Genomic DNA, 18,772 nt, shown 5'->3' on the forward strand with positions numbered 1-18,772 from the left:
TGCACCGCCGTAGCACCGCCGGCCGACGGCGTCGGGGACGTACCGGAGGAGGCGGAAGCGGAACCGGAGGCAGCAGCGGAAGCGGCGGAAGCGCCGGAAGCCGCCGGTGCCTTCGCGGCGGCCGGTCCGGACGCCGCGCCGCGCCGCCGCCGACGGCCCGAACCGGCCCGCTGCACGGCGGGCGCCGGGGCGGCGGGAGTCGCAGGCGCGGGCACGGCGGCGGAAGGAGCCGGGCCGGAGGCGGACGCACCGGAGCCCCCCGGCGTGGAGGCCCCGGCCGAGGGGGAAGGAGACCTGCCGGACCGCCCCGGCACAGGAGCACCCCGGACGGCCGAAGCCGCACCGGGAGACGCGCCGGGTGTCCCCGGCGAGGAGCCGACCGACGCACCGGTCGGAGTACCGGCCGCGTTGCCGACCGGAGCAGCGCTCGGGCCGGCGCCCGAAGCACCCACCGGCGGCACGGCCGGCGAGACGACCGGACCACCGGCCGGGGAAGACGGAGAAGACGGAGAAGGCAAAGAAGACGGGGCAGACCCAGAAGACAGCGCGGACGGGGCGGACGAGGCAGAACGGGCGGACGAGGTGGCGACAGGCACCCCCGCAGGCCGCCCCGCGCCGCCCGTCATGGACCCGCCGCGCGCCACGCCCCCCGGCGTGGCGCGCGCGGGCGAACCGGCCGCCGCACGCACCGCACCACCGGACGCGACCGGCGAAGCGACGGACGCGCCGGTCGTACCGGGCGTACCGGGTCCACCCGGCCCGCCCCTCCCGCCCGGCGTCCGCGGCGGAAGGAACCGCAGCGGTACCGCGGGCGCCCGCTGTGCCACGGGTGACGAACCCGGGGCGGAGGCGGACGGCAGGGCGGGCGCGGGGCGTTCCAGGCCGGTCACCGGAGAGGCCGGGACCGGGTGCGCCGCCGGGCCGCCGCCGAGGACGGCGCTGGTGCGGCCGTCCAGGACGGCGTGGGACACCGTCGCCGTGAACGACGGGTTCTGCCAGGTGGGCAGCCGCCCGCCGAACCCGGAGTCGGCCACGCCGCCCGGGTTCGGGCCAAGGGCTCGCTGGATCGCAGGCAGTCCGATCCAGGAGGGCGCCACCGCCGGCCGCGCGTCCGGCGCGGCCGGGGCCTTGTCGGCCGGCGGTGGCGCGGACGGTGCCGCCTGCGCCACCGTGTCCGCCGCGGCGGTGACGCTCGGCACGCCCTTGCCCGCGCCGTCGCCGCCCGCGGCGGAACGCCGGCCGCGCAGCCGGTCCCGCCGGTCGAGCCGGTCCAGGAATCCCACGTGTCAGCCCTCCGCTCCGGCCCGCGTCACCAGGGACGCGATGGCCTCCGTGTACCGGCGGCGGTCGTGGTGTTCCAGATCCAGGATCTCCTCCAGGCTCCAGTGGAAGTGGTAGGCCACGTACGCGATCTCCTCCTGAAGCCGGTCGGTCGCGTACGTCACGATTCCCCCAGGCGGCTCCCGCCGAGTTCCACCTCGAAGGGCTCCGAGCAGTGCGGGCACCGCACGCCCGCCCTGGTGTGGCCCTCGGCGTTGATCTGCCGGTAGAAGTCCTGGAGGAACGCCAGGTCCGAGGCGAACATGTTCTCCACGATCCCGTCGTGCACCAGCGGCAGCGTGCCGAGCCGGGTGATGACCCGGCCCAGCAGCACCACCGACAGATACGCCGGGTTCTCCTGCACGCGCACGTCCCGCAGCGGGACGAGTTCGTCCCGGGCCGTCGACAGCCGCATCACACCGTCACGGTGGACGGTGCCGGACTCGTCGACGTACCCGCGGGGCAACTGGAAGGGGAACTCGGTGCGCAGCGGCTCCTGGAGCAGGGGCTGCTGCGGGGCGGACTGCTGCGGGGCGGACTGCCGGTCCGGCGGCTGCTGGGCCGCCGGCTCCGGCGCGGGCTCCGCCGCGTCCTGGCCGGCCCACGCGACGGCACCGCCGGTCCGGCCGGCCGTACGCCGCATTATTCGATGACCAGTTCTTCGAACGCGATCGTCACGGTCTCGGTCAGCGCGGCGGCCTCGCCCGCCTTGACCGTGCTCGCGTCGATCTTGTTGCACCAGGCGTTGCGCAGGTGGTAGCGCTTCACCGGGTTGTTCTGGAAGTCCATCATGATGATCGAGGCGTTCTTGCGTGCCGTGGTCATCTGGCCGTTGATGGACTCGTTGATCCACTGGGTGAACGAGGCCGACTGGGTCATACCGCGGACGACCGTGCAGGTGCCGTTCTTCTTCACACCCGGCAGGTTCTTGACCACGTTCTGGCCGTTGGGCGTGTTCTGCTGGTAGGTGATGACGTCCTGCTCGATGCTCAGGCCGCTGACCTCGGCCAGGTACTCGACCATGACGCCGTCGATCTGGAGGCCGAAATTATGTGAGGTGAGGGCGTCACCCGGCTGGAGACTCATGTGTTCGCTGTCCTTGGAAGGGTGTGGAAGACGGGCTGGCGGCGGGGCGCGGGCGGTGCCGCGTCCTACTCCTCCAGCTCCCCGCTGCCGCTGGAGAACTGCGCCAGCCGGAAGATCACGAACTCGGCGGGCTTGACCGGCGCGATGCCGATCTCGCAGATGACACGGCCGACGTCCACCGACTCCGGAGGGTTGGTCTCCTCGTCACACTTGACGTAGTAGGCCTCCTCGGGGCGCTGGCCGAACAGGGCACCGTTGCGCCACTCGTTGACCAGGAACGCCGAGATGTTCCGCCGGATCCGGGCCCACAGCGCGTGGTCGTTCGGTTCGAACACCACCCACTGGGTGCCGATGAGGATGGACTCCTCCAGGTAGTTGAAGTACCTGCGGATGTTGAGGTAGCGCCACGCCGGGTCGGAGGAGAGGGTGCGGGCGCCCCAGACGCGGATGCCCCGGCCGGGGAACGCGCGGATGCAGTTGACGCCGATCGGGTTGAGCAGGTCCTGCTCACCGCGGGTGATCTGGGTCTCCAGGTCCACCGCACCGCGCACGACCTCGTTGGCGGGCGCCTTGTGCACACCGCGCTCGGAGTCGTTGCGCGCCCAGACACCGGAGACGTGGCCGCTCGGCGGGATCAGCCGGGTCTGGCCGCTGGCCGGGTCGAACGTCTTGATCCACGGGTAGTACAGGGCCGCGTACTTGGAGTCGTAACCGGCCGTCTCCTGGCGCCACACCCGGATCTGGCGGGCGTTCAGGCCGGGCGGCGGGTCGATGACGGCGACGCGGTCGCCCATCAGCTCGCAGTGCGCGATCAGACCGAGCTGGACCGCCTTGACGGCCTCCAGGTCGATCGCGCCGCGCTGGTAGGCGGCCATCAGGTCGGGCACCGCGACCATGGAGATCTCGTCGACGGCCTCCAGGCCGCCGAAGCCGGTGCGGTCGGCCGAGTCGCCGAGGTACTGGGCCGGGCCCGGGTGGGGCGCGACGGCCTCCTGGGCCTCGGGCACGACCGGGGCCGGAGCGGCCGGCGGAGCCGGGAGGGCCACCGTCTGGTTCTCCGGGCGGACCAGCTGCGCGGCCGGCGCGGCCTCGGCCACGGTGATGAGCTTGGAGCGCTCCTTCACCTGGGTGACCACGTAGTTGCGGCCGCCCTTCTTGGCGGTCACGTCGAAGGTCTCCACGGCCTTGTCGCCGTCCTTGACGACGAGCCGGAAGCGCTCGGCGGGGCCCTCGCCCTCGGGGTCGGCGACCTCGACGCTCAGTCCGCCCTTGCCGCCGGAGGCGATGGCGGTCACGGTGAACGTGCCGAGCTGGCGCGGCTCACCGGCGGTCAGCGCGGCCGGAGCGGCGGAACCGCTCACCGCGGCGGGCACCGCGCCGTTGCGGCTCACGGCACCGCCGGAGGCGTCCTCGGCGGAACCGCCGACCCGCACGACGTAGGCGGCGGTGCCGCCGTTCTGGAAGAACCCGTAGACCGAGTGGGCGAGGTAGTACCCGTCGGTGAACTCGCCGAAGGACGCGACGTACTGACTCCAGTTGGTCACCAGGGTCGGCTCGTTCAGCGGCCCGGCCGGCGCGAGGCCCACGAAGGCCGCCACCGAGGTGCCCACCCCTTCGATCGGACGGGAACCGCTGGCCACCTCCTCGACGTAGACGCCGGGCGACAGGTAGGACGGCATGCTCTGCTCTCCTCGGGGTACGAGACAGGAACGGGATCCAGCCTCACGCGCGAGGCGCGGCGGCCGAAACGTCCTGGGGTACCTCTTCGCGGGCACCCCGGTTGCCCCGACGGGCAGCCCGGCTTCCCCGCGTGCCCGCACGGCCCGGCCCGCTGCCCGCGCGACTGCCCCCATGTCCCTTCCGGCCTCCCGCGCGCGCGGGCGACGCTGGTGTCCGCCGACGGCGGAGGGGAGCGCGCGGTGCGCGTGCGTGACGTGCGAGACGTGCGAGTACGGCGGTCGCCGTACGGACGCGAGACGTACGGCGGGACGCGACGGCGCGGCGGACCGCCGGGCCAGCCTCTCCCGGACACGGACACGGACACGGACACGGACACGGGCTCCGGCCCGGATCCGGAACCCACCGAGCCTTCCCGCAGACCGGCGGCAGCCGTGTCGTCCGCCGACGGCGCCCTCGTCGAGTACCACGCCACCGAGATCCCGGAGCAGTGACCTGACAGATGAGCCTTTGGACCTCTCTGGAACCCGCCTCCGCGACCGTCGACCCGGGTGGCAGCACACGCGTGCGGCTGCGGTTGCGCAACACCGGTGACGTCGTCGACGAGTACCGCTTCGAGCCCGTCGGCGATCTCTCGCCCTGGACGGTCGTGGAGCCGCAGACGCTCCGGCTCTACCCGGGCACGACCGGCACGGTGGAGCTGACCTTCTCGCCGCCCCGCACCCCCGACGCCACCGCGGGACCCAACCCGTACGCGGTGCGCATCACGCCCACCGAGCACCCCGAGGCCGTCACCGTCCCCGAGGGCAATCTGACCATCACGCCCTTCACGGAGGTGCGGGCCGAACTGGTCCCGGCCACCGTCAAGGGCCGCTTCCGCGGCCGCCCCCGCCTCGCCGTCGACAACCTCGGCAACACCAAGGTCACCGCCTCCGTCAGCGGCAGCGACACCGGCGATCAGCTCTCCTACGACCTGCACCCCAGCAATGTGCAGATCGAGCCGGGCCGGGCCGCGTTCGTCAAGGCCACCCTCAAGCCGCGGAAGATCATCTGGTTCGGTCCCAAGGAGCGGCGGCCCTACACCCTGGCCGTGCAGCGGTCCGGGGCGACGCCGGTGCCCGTGGAGGGCATCTACCTCCAGCGCGGCTTCCTGCCCCGCTGGCTCGCCACCTTCTTCGGGGTGCTGCTCGCGCTGAGCGTCACCTTCGTGATGCTCTGGATCGCCTACAAGCCGGCGGTGCGCAGCGGGGCCACGGAGAAGGTTGCCGAGGCGGGCACCACCCTGGCGCCCAGCCCGACGGCGGCCCCGGCCCTGTCGCCCGCGCCGCCGCCCGCGCAGCCCACGGTGCCGCAGCAGCCGACCCAGCCCCAGGAGACCGGTGGCGCCAAGAGCGGCGACAGCGGCGGTGGCGGCGGCGCGCCGCAGAAGAAGAAGCCGAAGGGACCGGTTCTCAAGAACGTCCTGCTGTACAACACCACGACGAAGAAGTGCGCGGACATCCCGGGCTACGACAAGGGCGAGTCGGCCGGCCCGGTGCGTGAGTACAGCTGCGACGGGACCTCGAACGACAACCAGCTGTGGGACTTCGAGGTGCGGTACCCCAAGGGCGGTCCCGGCGGCGTGCCCCTCTACCAGATCCGCAACGTCAAGGACAGGTTCTGCATGGACCTGACCGGATACGGGGCCGCCGAGGAGCGGTCCCCGATGATGGAGTACACCTGCGACGGCACCACGTCCGACAACCAGCTGTTCTGGCTGGACAAGCAGGACAACGGGGCCTACTGGATCCGCAACTTCGCCAGCGACAACATGTGCCTCGACGTGTTCGGCAGCGGTGACGGCGGCGACGACACCCCGCTCTCGATCTTCCGCTGCTCCCTGACCGACGACCACCTGTGGCTGATCAAGCCGCAGAAGCCGGACGGCGAGTGACGAAGAGGCAGCCAGATACGGGGAAGGGGGGTGGACCCGCGGGTCCACCCCCCTTCCCCGTGCGTAGCTACCAGGAGCCCTCGTCCGGCAGCAGCCGGCCCGCCTTGCGGTACTCGCGGCGGGCGCCCTCCAGAACGTCGGCCGAGGTGACCAGGCCGTCCCGGCCGGCGGCGAGATAGGCGGCGGTCACCACCGCGCTGCGGATCGAACCGCCCGCCAGCTCGAAGTCGCCCGCCACCCGGTCGAGTTCCACGCCCTCGGCGCACGGCACGTGGGACAGGCTGTGCCGCCACAGGGCCAGACGCTGGCGCGGGTCGGGGAACGGGAAGTCGACGACCAGGTCCAGGCGGCGCGTGAACGCCTCGTCGATGTTGGCGCGCAGGTTCGTGGTGAGCAGGGCGATGCCGTCGAAGGATTCGAGGCGCTGGAGCAGATAGGCGCTCTCCATGTTGGCGTACCGGTCGTGCGAGTCCTTCACCTCGGACCGCTTGCCGAACACCGCGTCGGCCTCGTCGAAGAGCAGTACCGCGTCGGTGCGGTCGGCCTCGGCGAAGATCCGCTCCAGGTTCTTCTCCGTCTCGCCGACGTACTTGTCGACCACCGAGGACAGCTGGACGACATAGAGGTCCAGGCCCAGTTCGGCGGCGACGACCTCCGCCGAGAGCGTCTTGCCGGTGCCGGACTCGCCCGCGAACAGACCGAGCACGCCCCGCCCGCGCCCCCCGCCCGCGCTGAGCCGCCAGTCTCCGAGGACCCGGTCGCGGTGCCGGGCGCGCAGGGCCAGTTCGTGCAGCTGGGTCAGCGGGCGCTCGGGCAGCACCAGGTCGGTCCAGTCGACGGCGGGCCGGATCCGGCGCGCGTGCCGCTCCAGACCGGACGCCGACTGGCGGCGCGCGGCGACCCGCAGATGGGCGGCGGTCAGCGGCGTCCCGTCGAAGACGGCGAGGGCCTTCGCCGCGCGGGCCGCACGGGCGATCCGGTCGTCCGCCAGGTGGTACGGCGCCACGGTCGCGGCCAGGTCGAAGCCGGGCTCCTCGCCCAGCGCCGCCGCCCAGGCGCGCACCGCCCCGGCCCGGTGTCCGGGCACGTCCAGGACGAGCGGGTCGGCGGCGCCGTGCTCCGACCAGTGCGGGTCGTACGGCTGGGCGCCGGTGATCAGTACGGGGACGTCGGCGGCCGAGGTCAGCTCCCGTACCAAATGGGCGGGGTGCTCGGGCAGCGCGGAGATCACGACGGCGGAGCCGCTCAGCCGGGCCTCGCGCAGCAGGGCGGGCACCAGGTCCTCGGGCCCGGCGAAGTGCAGGGCGGCCAGGCCCGCCGTACGCAGGGCGGTGGCGACGCAGGTGAGCGCCTCGCCCTCGCGGCCCTCGCGCAGATACACGGTGGGCGGCGCACCGGCGCTCAGGCGGGCGGCCAGCCGCCGGGCGAAGCCGGTGAACTCCGTGCCCTCGCCGCCCTCTTCGGCCTTGTCGTCCCGGTCGTCCCGGTCGTCCTTGTCGGTGGCGTCCGGTGCCGCCGGGGGCAGCGCGCGCAGATGGCCGGCGAGCGCGGCGTCCGGGGTGTCGTCGCCCAGGAGATGGGCCACCAGCCGGTCCGGGACGCGCAACGACCGGCTGAGGAAGGGGCGTTCCGGCTCCTCCACGGTGAGCAGTCCGAGCGCGGACAGCGGGGCCCCGGAGTGCAGCCGGGCCCGCGCGGACGCCGAGTGGACGGGGACACCGCACAGGTCGAGGGCGAGGGCGACGGTGGCGCGGCGGCGGCTCACGTCGTCGTTGAGGTAGCCGTAGAGCGGTTCGAAGGAGCGGTCCAGGTCGGGGGCGAGGGCGACGAGGAGCAGGGCGGTGTCCAGTTCACCCAGCCCGAGCCGCGCGGCCAGCCGGGCCAGCCGGTCGCCCCGGTCCCCGGGGCCGTCCCAGCCGCCGAGAACACCGGGGCTGTTCGGCCTGTTGGGGCTGTCCGGGACGCCGTCCGTGACCGCCGAGGCGGAGGCGTCGCCGTGGGCGTCCACGGGCTCCGGCGCCGGTGGAGCCGGGTGCAGCAGGTGCCGTACCGCGTCCTGCGACAGGTACAGGCCGCGCAGCGGGTCGTCGGCCGTGGGGTCGTCGGCGGAGCGCCGGCCCACCAGCAGGGCGACCCGGTCGCGCAGCGCTGCCAGCCGGGTGAGGAGCGCGTCGGCGGGGGCCACGGCCGTGAGCGCGTTCGCCGGGTCCGTCACGGTCATACCGCGCCGCCCGTCCCGCGGGCGCGCCGGGCGGCCCGGCGCGCGTCACGGACGGCGGCGACCTGCCGCGGCCGGTGGGCGCGTTCCTCGGGCCCGGTCGGGGTGTCGTCCAGGGTGCGGACGCGGACGGCGGCGCCCTCGGTGACCGGCGGCCCGGCGTCGTACTCGGGGTACGCGGGGAACGGCGCGGTGATCACCACGTCCAGGGACGGCTTGAGTTCACCGCCGAGCGCGGACCAGATCTCGGCCAGCGAGCGGGACTCGGTCTGGGTGCCGGCCACCGACACGGGGACCGACATGCCGAGGGCGCCCAGCGCGCCGGGGAGTTCGTCGGGCGTGAGCATCTCGCGCGGGATCAGCGTGGCCAGCGCCGCCGACAGCAGCCGGTGTTCGTCCTGCGGCTGCCGGGTCCACGCCGTCACCAGGTACGACAGCCGGAACCAGCGCGGCGGCTGACGCCGTTTGACGACCACGTCCCGGTCGTCGTACACGGGGACGTGGCCGCGCTGACGGCGGTTCACGTCCTCCCGGATGTCGTACAGATACGCGTTGATGGTGGGCGCGTTGCGCCGGGCGGCCCAGTCCCGGGTGGGCGCGTCGAGCACCACGTCGATGCCGGAACCGGCCAGCGCGCCGCCTCCGAGCAGGGATTTGAGGACCTCGTCCACCTCGTGGATCACCGTCGTGCTCCTGCCCTGCCGTGCTCGCTCGTGCTCGGTCGCGCGTCCTCGCCACCGGGTCCCGCCCGGGGCCTGTTCTCCGGCCCGTCCGGGTCCGGCCCGGTCCGGCGGCGGCCGGGGTCCGATCCTGCCGTGCATCGCGGGGCGCGGCGCAGGCGTGCCGGGGCCGGGGCCGGGGCAGAGCGGACTGCCCCGGGGGCCGGTCCCGGATGCCTGTTCGGTCAGATGTAGCCTTCCCGCAGGGCATGGGCCACGGCATGCGCGCGATTGCGCAGATGCAACCGGGTGGTCAGCCCGTGGATGACGTTCTTGACGGTCCGTTCGGAGTAGGACAACTTGCCGGCGATCTCCCCGGTGTCGAGCCCCTCGGCGACCAGGCGCAGTACGTCGACCTCGCGCGGTGTGAGCCCGGAGCCGGGCGCGCCCGGCCGGCCGGCCGCGTTGCGGTGCAAGGTGCCCACCTGGTCGATGAGCCGGCCGAGCAGATCGGCGGGCAGGTCGCCCTCGCCGCGGGCCGCCGCCAGCACGGCCTGCACCAGTCGGTGCGCTCCGGCCTCGTGGCGCCACACGATGGCGCCCACTCCGCACTCGATCACATCGAGCAGTTCGGCCTCGCGCAGCGTGCTGACGACGAGCACCGCCCGCGCGCCCTCGCTGCGCACCACCCGGCGCAGCCGGGTCAGCGCGGCCTCGTCGAGCATGTCGTCCACGAGCAGGGCCACCGTGCCGGGACCCGAACCGGCCTCGTCCCGCAACTCGACCTCGGGGAACCGGCGCAGCTGGCTCAGCACCCCCTCGCGCAGGATCGGGTCGGTGGCGTGCACGGCGACCGGGATGCGGTCTGCGGTACCGGCCGAGCCGGGGCGCGTGGTCCGCGATGAGCTGAGCAACGGTTTCCCCTATGTGCACGGGCCCGTCACCTCTGTGGGGGCGGTGGCGGGCGTGTGCTGTTCACACTCCTGCCGGGGGAGTGCCCCGCGCAATCGTGGAGCACCACGAGCCGGACCACGAGAACAGCCTTGTGTACACCACGAGGGTGACCGTCCGTCCGGTTCCGTCGGCCCGCCGGTCGGCCTTGGTGGGACTTGTCACGTCACCGAGGGCCCCTGGGGACCGTCCTCGTGTGCGGAGGTCGTCATGTCCGAGCGAGGAGGCAGGAATGACAGGGATGGCAGGGGTGCCGGGACCGGGGCGGGACCGTCCGTGCGGCCGGCTGCGCGCACGCCCGACCGATCGCCTCGTGGAGCGCGACCGCCCCGCCGGTCTTCCGGCGGACCCCGCGACCGGTGGCGGCGGGACTCCGGCCGACCGGACGGCCGCGAGGGTGGCTGACCTCCCGTCCGCCCGGCTGCCCGAACAGCCCCCCGCGCACCTGCCCGAAAAGACCCTGGAGAACCTGCCCGGCCGTCCCCCGGCCGAGTTGCCCGGCCAACCCCTCACGGAGCTGCCCGGCCACCGCCCGACGGAGCTGCCCGGCCGGTCCCCGGCGCAGCCGTCCGGCCGTCCCTTCGACGCCTTCGACCGCGTACCCGAGCAGACGTCCGGCGACGGCGCGCGGTACCGGGCGGCTGACGACCTGTCGGGCCCCGCCTCGGGCCCCGCCTCGGGCCGGGCGTCCGGCCGTGCTCCCGGGCCCGCGTCCGATCCGGCCCCCGGTCATGTGCCGGGACGGGCCGCCGACCGGGCGGCGGCGCAGTCGACGGAGCACCTGTTCGCCCTGCTCTCCGCGCGGGTGCCCGACCAGTTCTCCCCCGGCCGCGGGTCCGAGCAGCCGCCCGGCCGCCCTGCCGCCCGGACGGGGGACCGGGGCGGGGAACACCCGTGCGCGGCGCCCTCCGGGCACCCGGCCGACCGGCCCGCCGACGGCCCGTCCGTACGCCCCTCGGGGCGCCTCTTCGCCGATCAGCCCGTCCGGCCGGGGTGCGAACTGCCGCCGGAGCACCGGGAGGCCGCCGCGCTGCTGGCCAACGGCGCCGAGCGGGCCCGGTCCGGCGCGGGCGGCCTGGTGCTGCTGCGCGGCGCCACCGGCACCGGCCGCACCACGGTCCTGGAGGCCGCCGCCCGGGACGCCGCCGCGCACGGCATGCGGGTGCTGCGCGCCCGCTGCGCCCCCGGTGACAGCACCGTCCCGTACGCCACCGCGCTCCAACTCCTCGGCCCCGTACCGGGACTCGGCGGTCCCGGCGGACCGGGGACGCCCGGCGGCCCCGGCGCGTCCGGGGACGAGCGCGAGCCGGCCGAACTGCTGCGCCGCGCCCTGCACGCGTACGCCGCCCGGTCGCCGGTGCTGATCGCCGTGGACGACGTCCACCTCGCGGACGGCCACTCCCACCGCTGGCTGGTGGAGACCGCCCGGCACCTGGACCGGTTAGCCCTGCCGGTCCTGCTGGCCGTCACCGAACGCAGCCAGTACGACGTCGGCACCCCCGGGCCGGGCTTCACCCACACCCTCTCGCCCGCGCTGACCCGCACCCACACCCTCGCCCCGCTCACGCCCGGGGCGGCGGGTGCGCTGGTGCGTGCCCGGTTCCCGGCGGCCACCCGGACCTGGGTGGACAGCTGCGTACGGGCGGGCGCGGGCAGCCCGCTGCTGCTGCGCGCCCTCCTGGACGACCTCGGCGACCCGGCGCGGCACCCGTGGGTGCCCGAGACGGCGGCGGCGCTCTACCCGGGCGCCTACCAGGCGGCCGTCTCGTGGTGGCTGGACAGCGCCGGGCCCGGCACCGCCGAGGTGGCGCGGACCCTCGCCGTCCTCGACGACGGCCGGAGCCGCCCGGGGGCGGCGGGCGGCGCGGACCGGCCGGGCCCGGGGGCCGCCGCGTCCGGTGTCCGGCCCGCCGCCGTGCCCGGACCGCGGGCCGCCGACGGCCCGGCCGCGCTGCTCGCCGAGCTGGCGGGCGCCGACCCGGTCCGGGTGACGGGCTGGCTCACCGCCATGACCGGCCTCGGCCTGCTGCGCACCGGCCCCGGCGGGCGGCCCCGCTACGCGCATCCCCTGCTGCGGGACGCGGTGCTCACCGGCGTGCCCGAGTCACGGCGGCGGGCCACCCACCTGGCGGCGGCCCAGGCCATGCTGCACCGCGGCGCGTCCGCCGAGACGGTGGCCCGGCATCTGCTCCTGTCCGGGCCGGTCGGCGCCTCCTGGACGGCGGGGGTGCTCCAGGACGCGGCGTCGCTGGCGCTGCGCGAGGGCCGGCCGCAGGACGCCATGGCGTTCCTGCGCCGGGCCCTGGACGAGCCCCTGCCCGGCGCGCGGCGGCAGCGGCTGCTGACCGAGCTGGGCTCCCTGGAGTGCGCCGCGCACGAGCCCGCCGCCGGGATCCCCCGGCTCACCGAGGCGTTCGGTCTGCCGGGCGGCCCGCAGGACCGGGTGCGCGCCGCCGTGGCCCTGGGCACCGCGCTCGCCGGGAGCGGCCGTCCCCGGGCCGCCGTGGAGGTGCTCTGCACGGCGGTCGGCCAACTCCCGGACCGGCCGGAGCTGGTGGCCGCCCTGCACAGCGCCTCCGCGCTGCTGTCCGACCGGGACCAGACGGTCCGCCGCGAGGTGTACCGGCTGCTGCGGGACACCGCCGAGCGCTCGTCCGAGCCGGTCGGCACCGTCGTACGGGCGCTGTTCGTGCGGCACGCGGCCACCGCCGGGCGCACCTCGGCCGCCGACGCCATGCGGCGGGTGCGCGAACTGCTCGCCGAGCCCGCCGATCCGCTGACCGAGCCGTTCCTGCTGGGCACGACCGCCGCGGTCGCCCAGTGGGCCGACGAACTCGACGAGGCGGACCGGCTGGTGGACCGCGGCCTGGCCGGGCAGCGGCCCGGACTGCTGCACCCCATGCACGAGGCGCTGCTCAACACCCGCGCCGACATCGCGGCGGCGCGCGGCACCCACGGGCGGCTCCCGGCCGAGCCGCCCGGCGTGCACGTCACCGGGCCCGGCAACATCCACGCGCACATCCTGCTCGCCCTGGTCGAGCAGGGCCGCACGGCCGAGGCACGCCGCCTGGCGGACGGCTTCGACCTGCGGACCGTACCCGGCTCCTGGGAGCTGAACCGGTTCCTGTACGCCCGGGGCGTGCAGCGCGCCGCCGCCGGGGACAGCGCCGGGGCGCTGCACGACTTCCTGGAGTGCGGCCGCCGCCAGTCGGCCCGCGAGGTGATCAGTCCCGTCGTCACCCCGTGGCGCTCGGCCGCCGCCGAGTGCAGGCTGGCCCTCGGCAGTCCGCTGGAGGCGCTCGAACTGGCCGAGGAGGAGCTGCGGCTGGCCCGCATCTGGGGCACCCCGCGCACGGTCGGCCGGTCGCTGCGCGTGCTGGGCGCGGTCACCGGCGGACGCCGGGGCCTGGAGCTGGCCGAGGAGGCCGTACATCTGCTGCGGCAGGCGCCGCCCGGCGCCGCGCCGGAACTGGTCTCCGCGCTCCTCGCCCAGGGGCGGCAGCTGACCGCCGCCGGGGAACTCGTCCGCGCCCGCGCCTGTCTGCGCGAGGCCGCCGAACGCGCCGAACGCCTGGGCGCGCCCCGGCTGTGGACGCTCACCGAGCAGGCGCTGCGCGCGGGCGGCGCCCGGCGCACCGCCGGGGCCCGCACCGGCTCCGGTTCGCTCACCGGCAGCGAGCGCCGCATCGCCCAACTGGCCGCCGACGGACGGACGAACACGGAGATCGCGGCCCTGCTGCATCTGGCCCGGCGCACCGTGGAGACCCATCTGACCAGCACCTACAAGAAGCTGGGCATCAGGCGGCGCGGCGAACTGCGGGAGGCGATGGCGGGGGAGTGACCCCGGGCCGCGGTCCCGCGCCGCGGCCCGGGGAGGTACGTCCCACGGCCTGGGTCCGGGCTCTGCGCGACCCTCCTTTTGAACACGTTCAACAGCGGCGTACGCTCCTGCCATGAGCGACAGAGCCGCCCTGCTCAAGGGCATCCGCGTCCGGCTGGTTCTCTTCGTCGTCTGCCTGGTCCTCAGCGGGGCCACGGCCTTCCCGCTCGTCCACGAACTGCACGGGCTGGAGAGCCTGTTGCGCGCGCTGTCCGTGCCCGAGCACCTGCCCGCCCTCATGGACTGGACCGAGCGGGTGCGGCGCGGTCTCGACGCCGCCGACGCCGACTACCCGTTCCTGCTGTACGGCACGGACTGGCTGGCCTTCGCGCACCTGGTCATCGCGGTCGCCTTCTACGGCCCCTACCGCGATCCGGTGCGCAACGTCTGGGTGGTGGAGTTCGGGATGATCGCGTGCGTGGGCATCGTCCCGCTGGCACTGGTCTGCGGGCCGCTGCGCGGCATCCCGCTGTGGTGGTCGGTGATCGACATGTCCTTCGGCGTGTTCGGGATCCTCCCGCTGTACGACGTGCGCCGGCGCATCCGGCGCCTGGAGTCGCTGAGCGCGAACCCGGCGGTGCTTCCGGCTGTTTGACGGCCCCTCGACAGGGCGGCGGAAGAACCTGTGGCCACAGGAGTGATTATCCGTAACTGATCCTGGGCAATGCTCTCCAAGCCATCGCACGTGATCTTCACGGGCTCTCCGGATCCCGGCCACGGAGCACCACGTGCCAGCCCCCAACAGGAAGGAGTCAGCCATGAAGCTGCTCTTCGCCGTCCGCAACAAGGTCTCGGCCCGCAAGAGCCTCAAGGCGAGCGCCTGGTACATCTGGTACTGACCGGCCCCGCCCGTCCCCGCCGGACGGCACCGGGACATCGTTGTCCCGCGCGCGGCCTGTGCCCGCGCGCCCGGACCGCGCTGCCCCACCGCCCGGCGGGGGCGACCCCCGCCCCCGCCCCTGCCGGTCCCTTCGTCTGCCCCTTCACTTCTGCTCCGTCCGCACCGCCGCCGCGCCCCTCCCGCCGGAGAACCCCCATGCCCCTGTCGTCCGTGCCGCGCACCCGCACCACCGTCTTCGCCCCCCGGCTGGCCGCCCTCCTCGACGACCACCTGGGCCAGGACGTCTTCCGGCTCGAACCCGACACGGTCGGCGTCGCCGGACCCGAGGTCGCGGACCGGATCCTCGCGGCCCGGCGCGCCACGGAGACCGAACGCCCCACGTTCAAGCCGCTGCACGGCCGGTCGATCTCCCGCACCGAGGCGTCCTCGGTGACCCGCACCATCGGCAGCGACGTGCGCGAGGCCCTGAAGCGGCCGCTGCCCGAGCACGTCGACCTGTCCGGCCCCTGGCCCCTGACCGGTCACCTCTTCCTGCGCGACCTGATCCTCGGCCAGGACCCGTACCGGCTGCGCGTGCTGATGAGCCGCAACCTCGAACTGACCACCAAGCTCACCTGGTCCGTCATCGCGCTCGGCGCCGCGCTCCCCGGCTGGCCCCGCCCCGGCACCGGCCGGCTCACGGCGCTGGGGGAGCGGGCCGCGGGCGCCGCCGGCTACCAGGAACGCCGGTACGCGATGGGCATGTACCGCAGGGCCGCCGCCCCGGTCTGCTTCACCATCTCCACGCTGGTGGCCAACGCCCTCTGGCTCGGCTTCCCCTTCGCCGAGGGCATGTCCAACCGCAACATCATCCACGAGTCCCTGCGCCTGCTGCCGCCCTCGTGGAACATCCTGCGCAACGCCTCACCGGAGTACCCCGCCCTGGACGACCGGATCGGCGCGGGCGACGACGTCCTGCTGCTGCCGCTGCTCTCGCACCGCGACCCCGCCCTGTGGGACGAGCCCGACGCCTTCCGCCCGGAGCGCTGGGACACCCTCGACCCGGACAGCACGCCGGGCTACCTGCCCTTCGGCCACTCCTCCGAACGCTGCTGGGGCCGGCACATGGTCATGCCCCTCGCCGAACTCCTCCTGGACCTCGTGCGCGGCGCCGGCCTGGTCGTCGACCCCGCCCAGCACACCGGCCACGTACCGCTGCTGGGGCTGCTGGGCGTGGCGGACGTACGCCTGGTCAAGCCGTCCTGACCCGCCGCGGCCGGGCCGCGCCCCTCACCGGCCGCGCGGCCCGCACAGCAGGTCGACGCGGTTGGTCGTGATCGAGTCGACGCCGACACCGAGCAGTCTGCGCTGGCTGCGGCGGGTGTCGGGGGTCCACACGGACACCAGGCGGCCGTCCCGGTGCACCCGCTCCACCAGCTCGCGGTCCACCAGACCGAAGCGGTAGTTCAGCCACCTGGGCCGCACCGCCTCCAGCACCCCGGCCCGCGGCGGGGCGAGCGACGTCCAGGTCAGGGCGATCTCGGCGGACGGGTCGGCCGCGCGCACCGCGAGCATCGCCTCGGCGCCCGCGCAGTAGTACACCCGGTCCTCGGCCCCGCAGTCGCGGACCGCGCCGACGATCCGCGCCACCGCCCGCGCGCTCGGGCCGCCCGGCAGGTCGATCATCACCCGGCCGCCCTCCGTCGCCGCGAGCGCGTCGGCGAGCGGCGGCACTCCGCCGCCGGTCAGGTCGCGCACCTCGTCCGCGGTCAGCGACCGCAGCGGGCGGTCGTGCCCCCACAGCCGTCCGAGCGTCTCGTCGTGCAGCAGCACGGGTACGCCGTCCCGGGTCAGCCGTACGTCGATCTCGACCGCGTCCGCGCCCCGGGCGAGCGCGGAGCGGAGCGAGTCGAGGGTGTTCTCACGGAAGCGGTAGGGGTCGCCGCGGTGCGCCACGGCGGTCACGGTCTGCATGGGCCCATTGTCCCCGGTCAGGGCGCGAGCCACCGCGCGGTGTAGGCGTCGATCTCCTCGGCGATCCGCGCCTTGCCCGCCTCGTCCAGGAAGGAGGCGCGCACCGCGTTCTTGGCCAGCTCCGCGATGCCGCGCTCGTCCAGGCCGAGGAGCCGGGCCGCCACCGCGTACTCGGAGTTGAGGTCGGTGCCGAACATCGGCGGGTCGTCGGAGTTGACCGTGACCAGGACACCGGCCCGCACGAACTCCTTGATCGGGTGCTCGTCCAGGGTGCGCACCGCCCGGGTGGCGATGTTGGAGGTCGGGCACACCTCCAGCGGGATCCGGTGCTCGGCCAGATGCGCGAGCAGCTTCGGGTCCTGGGCCGCGCTGGTGCCGTGGCCGATCCGCTCGGCCCGCAGCTCGGTCAGCGCGTCCCACACCGTCCCGGGCCCGGTGGTCTCCCCGGCGTGCGGCACGGAGTGCAGCCCGGCGGCGACGGCCCGGTCGAAGTACGGCTTGAACTGCGGCCGCGGCACCCCGATCTCCGGCCCGCCGAGACCGAACGACACCAGCCCCTCGGGCCGCAGCCGGTCGTCGGTGGCCAGGCGCAGCGTCTCGTCGGCGGAGACCAGGCCGGCCTCGCCGGGAATGTCGAAGCACCAGCGCAGCACGGTCCCGAAGTCGGCCTCGGCCGCCTTGCGGGCGTCCTCGATCGCGTCCATGAAGGCGCGCTCGTCGATGCCCCGACGGGTGGACGAGTACGGCGTGATGGTCAGCTCCGCGTACCGCACCTGCTGGCGGGCCATGTCCCGGGCCACCTCGTAGGTGAGCAGCCGGACGTCCTCCGGGGTGCGGATCAGGTCGACGACCGACAGATAGACCTGGATGAAGTGGGCGAAGTCCGTGAACGTGAAGTAGTCGGCCAGCGCCTCGGGGTCGGTGGGCACCTCGGAGTCGGGGTGGCGGGCGGCCAGTTCCGAGACGATCCGCGGGGAGGCGGAGCCGACGTGGTGCACATGCAGTTCGGCCTTGGGCAGTCCGGCGATGAACGCGTGCGGATCGCGGGGTGCGCGCTGGTCGGTCAAGGTGTCCCTCCCCGGGAACGGCACCGGCGGCCTCCGGTGCGGGGCGCGGTGCGGGTGATCGGCTGATCGATGAGCACGGCCATCGTAGGCGGACGCGCGGACGGCGTGCCCCGCGGTCCCGGGCGGGGGGCGGTTCCGCGGTTCCGGCGGAGGGGGCGGTGGGGCAGGCGGTGGGGGAGGCGGTCCGCGCCGTGGTCCGTGCGGGCCGTGCCGGGGGCCGGGCTCGGGGCGTGCGGCGTGGGGTGTGAGGTCCGGGGCGCGGCGCGGGGCCGACCTGCGGAGCCGTGTGGTGCGTGCCGCGCGGGGGCGGCCATGATCCGCCGGACCGGCTGTCGGTGGCAGGCCGTAGCATGGCGGGACGATCGACCGAGGGGGACTCGACAGCATGACGGACGCGAGACGGGCGGGCGGCGACGCCGGATCCGGCGACAACCCGTGGGCGCCGCCCGAGAGCGGCCCTTCCCTGGAGAAGCGCCCGCCCGCGGCCGAGCAGCCCCCGGCGCCCGCGCCGCCCGTGCACGACCAGGCCACCGTGGCGGCGATACCGCCGCCCGCCTTCCCGCCACCCACGCCGCCCGCTCCGGCGGACGCCGTTCCGCCCGCCTTCCCGCCGCCCGGCCACGGCGGCCCGGCGGACATGCCGCCCGCGCCCGCCGGTGACTTCCCCGTGCCGCCGCCGCCCGTCGCGCCCACCGGTCCCGCGCCCGCCGCCGGTCCCGGCGGCTACCCCGGCTACCCGGCCCAGCCCGCCTACCCCGGCTACCCGGGCTACGGCTGGCCCGGTGTGCACCCGGCCCCGCAGAACGGCATGGGGGTCGCGGCCCTGGTGCTGGGCATCCTGTCCTGCTGCCTGTTCTGCCTCTACGGCGTGGTCTCGCTGGTGCTCGGCATCCTCGCCGTGGTCTTCGGCGTCAAGGGCCGCCGCCGGGCCGACCGGGGCGAGGCGGACAACCGCGGGCAGGCCCAGGCCGGGTTCGTCACCGGCGTCATCGGCATCGTCCTCGGCGTCGCGGTGATCGTCCTGCTGATCATCGGCATCTCGGTCGCCGTCCACGACTCCGACGACTCGGACCCGTACTACTACGACGGCGCCCTCCGGCCGGCCGCTACGGTCCTCGCCGACCGCTGACCGCTGATCCCCGGCCACGACGCGGCCCGGTCCCGGGCCGCGTCGGAACGCCCGGACG

15 protein-coding genes are annotated in these 18,772 nt (G+C 75.1%); 6 read left to right on the forward strand and 9 right to left on the reverse strand.

What is annotated here, in order from left to right; translation table 11 throughout:
- Positions 1-1,286 precede the first annotated feature (1,286 nt).
- From R4Z62_RS24670 to R4Z62_RS24685, 4 genes are all read right to left on the reverse strand, one after another.
- Positions 1,287-1,445, reverse strand: a complete 159-nt coding sequence (locus tag R4Z62_RS24670) for a DUF6760 family protein (protein WP_018568006.1) — start codon at positions 1,443-1,445, stop codon at positions 1,287-1,289.
- Entirely contained in the window at positions 1,442-1,963 is a 522-nt protein-coding gene (locus R4Z62_RS24675; protein ID WP_064535504.1) for a hypothetical protein, read from the reverse strand. The genes R4Z62_RS24670 and R4Z62_RS24675 overlap by 4 nt, the downstream gene beginning before the upstream one ends.
- Positions 1,963-2,406, reverse strand: coding sequence for a phage tail protein (locus R4Z62_RS24680; protein WP_064535505.1), 444 nt, complete (start codon positions 2,404-2,406; stop codon positions 1,963-1,965). The genes R4Z62_RS24675 and R4Z62_RS24680 overlap by 1 nt, the downstream gene beginning before the upstream one ends.
- A 65-nt stretch (positions 2,407-2,471) precedes the next feature.
- Positions 2,472-4,085, reverse strand: coding sequence for a phage tail sheath family protein (locus tag R4Z62_RS24685; RefSeq protein WP_064535506.1), 1,614 nt, complete (start codon positions 4,083-4,085; stop codon positions 2,472-2,474).
- A gap of 500 nt (positions 4,086-4,585) precedes the next feature.
- Between R4Z62_RS24685 and R4Z62_RS24690 the strand changes: the two genes are divergently transcribed.
- Positions 4,586-6,016 carry an RICIN domain-containing protein gene (locus R4Z62_RS24690; protein WP_491520904.1) on the forward strand — a complete coding sequence of 477 codons (1,431 nt, stop codon included), beginning with the start codon at positions 4,586-4,588 and terminating at the stop codon, positions 6,014-6,016.
- Between the two features lie 67 nt (positions 6,017-6,083).
- Here R4Z62_RS24690 and R4Z62_RS24695 read toward each other — a convergent pair whose 3' ends face one another.
- The 3 genes from R4Z62_RS24695 to R4Z62_RS24705 form a co-directional block, all read right to left on the reverse strand.
- Entirely contained in the window at positions 6,084-8,237 is a 2,154-nt protein-coding gene (locus R4Z62_RS24695; protein ID WP_491520905.1) for an ATP-binding protein, read from the reverse strand.
- Positions 8,234-8,917, reverse strand: coding sequence for a Pvc16 family protein (locus tag R4Z62_RS24700; protein WP_064535510.1), 684 nt, complete (start codon positions 8,915-8,917; stop codon positions 8,234-8,236). The genes R4Z62_RS24695 and R4Z62_RS24700 overlap by 4 nt, the downstream gene beginning before the upstream one ends.
- A 221-nt stretch (positions 8,918-9,138) precedes the next feature.
- Positions 9,139-9,807 (reverse strand): response regulator transcription factor, encoded by a 669-nt coding sequence (locus tag R4Z62_RS24705; protein ID WP_018568014.1) that lies wholly within the window; start codon positions 9,805-9,807, stop codon positions 9,139-9,141.
- Between the two features lie 278 nt (positions 9,808-10,085).
- Between R4Z62_RS24705 and R4Z62_RS24710 the strand changes: the two genes are divergently transcribed.
- From R4Z62_RS24710 to R4Z62_RS24725, 4 genes are all read left to right on the forward strand, one after another.
- The gene (locus tag R4Z62_RS24710; protein ID WP_491521921.1) at positions 10,086-13,685 is read left to right on the forward strand and encodes an AAA family ATPase; all 3,600 of its coding nucleotides are present in this window, start codon (positions 10,086-10,088) and stop codon (positions 13,683-13,685) included.
- Positions 13,686-13,797: 112 nt separating this feature from the next.
- Entirely contained in the window at positions 13,798-14,319 is a 522-nt protein-coding gene (locus R4Z62_RS24715) for a hypothetical protein (protein WP_491520906.1), read from the forward strand.
- 133 nt (positions 14,320-14,452) lie between these two features.
- Positions 14,453-14,563, forward strand: a complete 111-nt coding sequence (locus R4Z62_RS24720) for a tryptorubin family RiPP precursor (RefSeq protein ID WP_216826779.1) — start codon at positions 14,453-14,455, stop codon at positions 14,561-14,563.
- A 197-nt stretch (positions 14,564-14,760) separates the two neighbouring features.
- Positions 14,761-15,810 carry a cytochrome P450 gene (locus R4Z62_RS24725; RefSeq protein ID WP_382849182.1) on the forward strand — a complete coding sequence of 350 codons (1,050 nt, stop codon included), beginning with the start codon at positions 14,761-14,763 and terminating at the stop codon, positions 15,808-15,810.
- A gap of 24 nt (positions 15,811-15,834) precedes the next feature.
- Here the strand turns inward: R4Z62_RS24725 and R4Z62_RS24730 are convergent, their stop codons facing one another.
- Entirely contained in the window at positions 15,835-16,518 is a 684-nt protein-coding gene (locus R4Z62_RS24730; RefSeq protein ID WP_064535513.1) for a glycerophosphodiester phosphodiesterase, read from the reverse strand.
- Positions 16,519-16,535: 17 nt separating this feature from the next.
- Positions 16,536-17,585 carry an adenosine deaminase gene (locus tag R4Z62_RS24735; RefSeq protein ID WP_382849179.1) on the reverse strand — a complete coding sequence of 350 codons (1,050 nt, stop codon included), beginning with the start codon at positions 17,583-17,585 and terminating at the stop codon, positions 16,536-16,538.
- A 385-nt stretch (positions 17,586-17,970) separates the two neighbouring features.
- On the opposite strand from R4Z62_RS24735, the gene R4Z62_RS24740 reads away from it, so the two are divergent.
- Positions 17,971-18,714 (forward strand): DUF4190 domain-containing protein, encoded by a 744-nt coding sequence (locus R4Z62_RS24740; RefSeq protein ID WP_064535515.1) that lies wholly within the window; start codon positions 17,971-17,973, stop codon positions 18,712-18,714.
- Positions 18,715-18,772: the final 58 nt, after the last annotated feature.

This window comes from Streptomyces sp. PL-25 (genome assembly GCF_058344915.1).

Coding starts and splice junctions, on each gene's coding strand:
- R4Z62_RS24675 (WP_064535504.1), bottom strand. CDS start 1,963: ATGCGGCGTACGGCCGGCCGGACCGGCGGTGCCGTCGCGTGGGCCGGC.
- R4Z62_RS24680 (WP_064535505.1), bottom strand. CDS start 2,406: ATGAGTCTCCAGCCGGGTGACGCCCTCACCTCACATAATTTCGGCCTC.
- R4Z62_RS24685 (WP_064535506.1), bottom strand. CDS start 4,085: ATGCCGTCCTACCTGTCGCCCGGCGTCTACGTCGAGGAGGTGGCCAGC.
- R4Z62_RS24690 (WP_491520904.1), top strand. CDS start 4,586: ATGAGCCTTTGGACCTCTCTGGAACCCGCCTCCGCGACCGTCGACCCG.
- R4Z62_RS24695 (WP_491520905.1), bottom strand. CDS start 8,237: ATGACCGTGACGGACCCGGCGAACGCGCTCACGGCCGTGGCCCCCGCC.
- R4Z62_RS24710 (WP_491521921.1), top strand. CDS start 10,086: ATGGCAGGGGTGCCGGGACCGGGGCGGGACCGTCCGTGCGGCCGGCTG.
- R4Z62_RS24715 (WP_491520906.1), top strand. CDS start 13,798: ATGAGCGACAGAGCCGCCCTGCTCAAGGGCATCCGCGTCCGGCTGGTT.
- R4Z62_RS24725 (WP_382849182.1), top strand. CDS start 14,761: ATGCCCCTGTCGTCCGTGCCGCGCACCCGCACCACCGTCTTCGCCCCC.
- R4Z62_RS24730 (WP_064535513.1), bottom strand. CDS start 16,518: ATGCAGACCGTGACCGCCGTGGCGCACCGCGGCGACCCCTACCGCTTC.
- R4Z62_RS24740 (WP_064535515.1), top strand. CDS start 17,971: ATGACGGACGCGAGACGGGCGGGCGGCGACGCCGGATCCGGCGACAAC.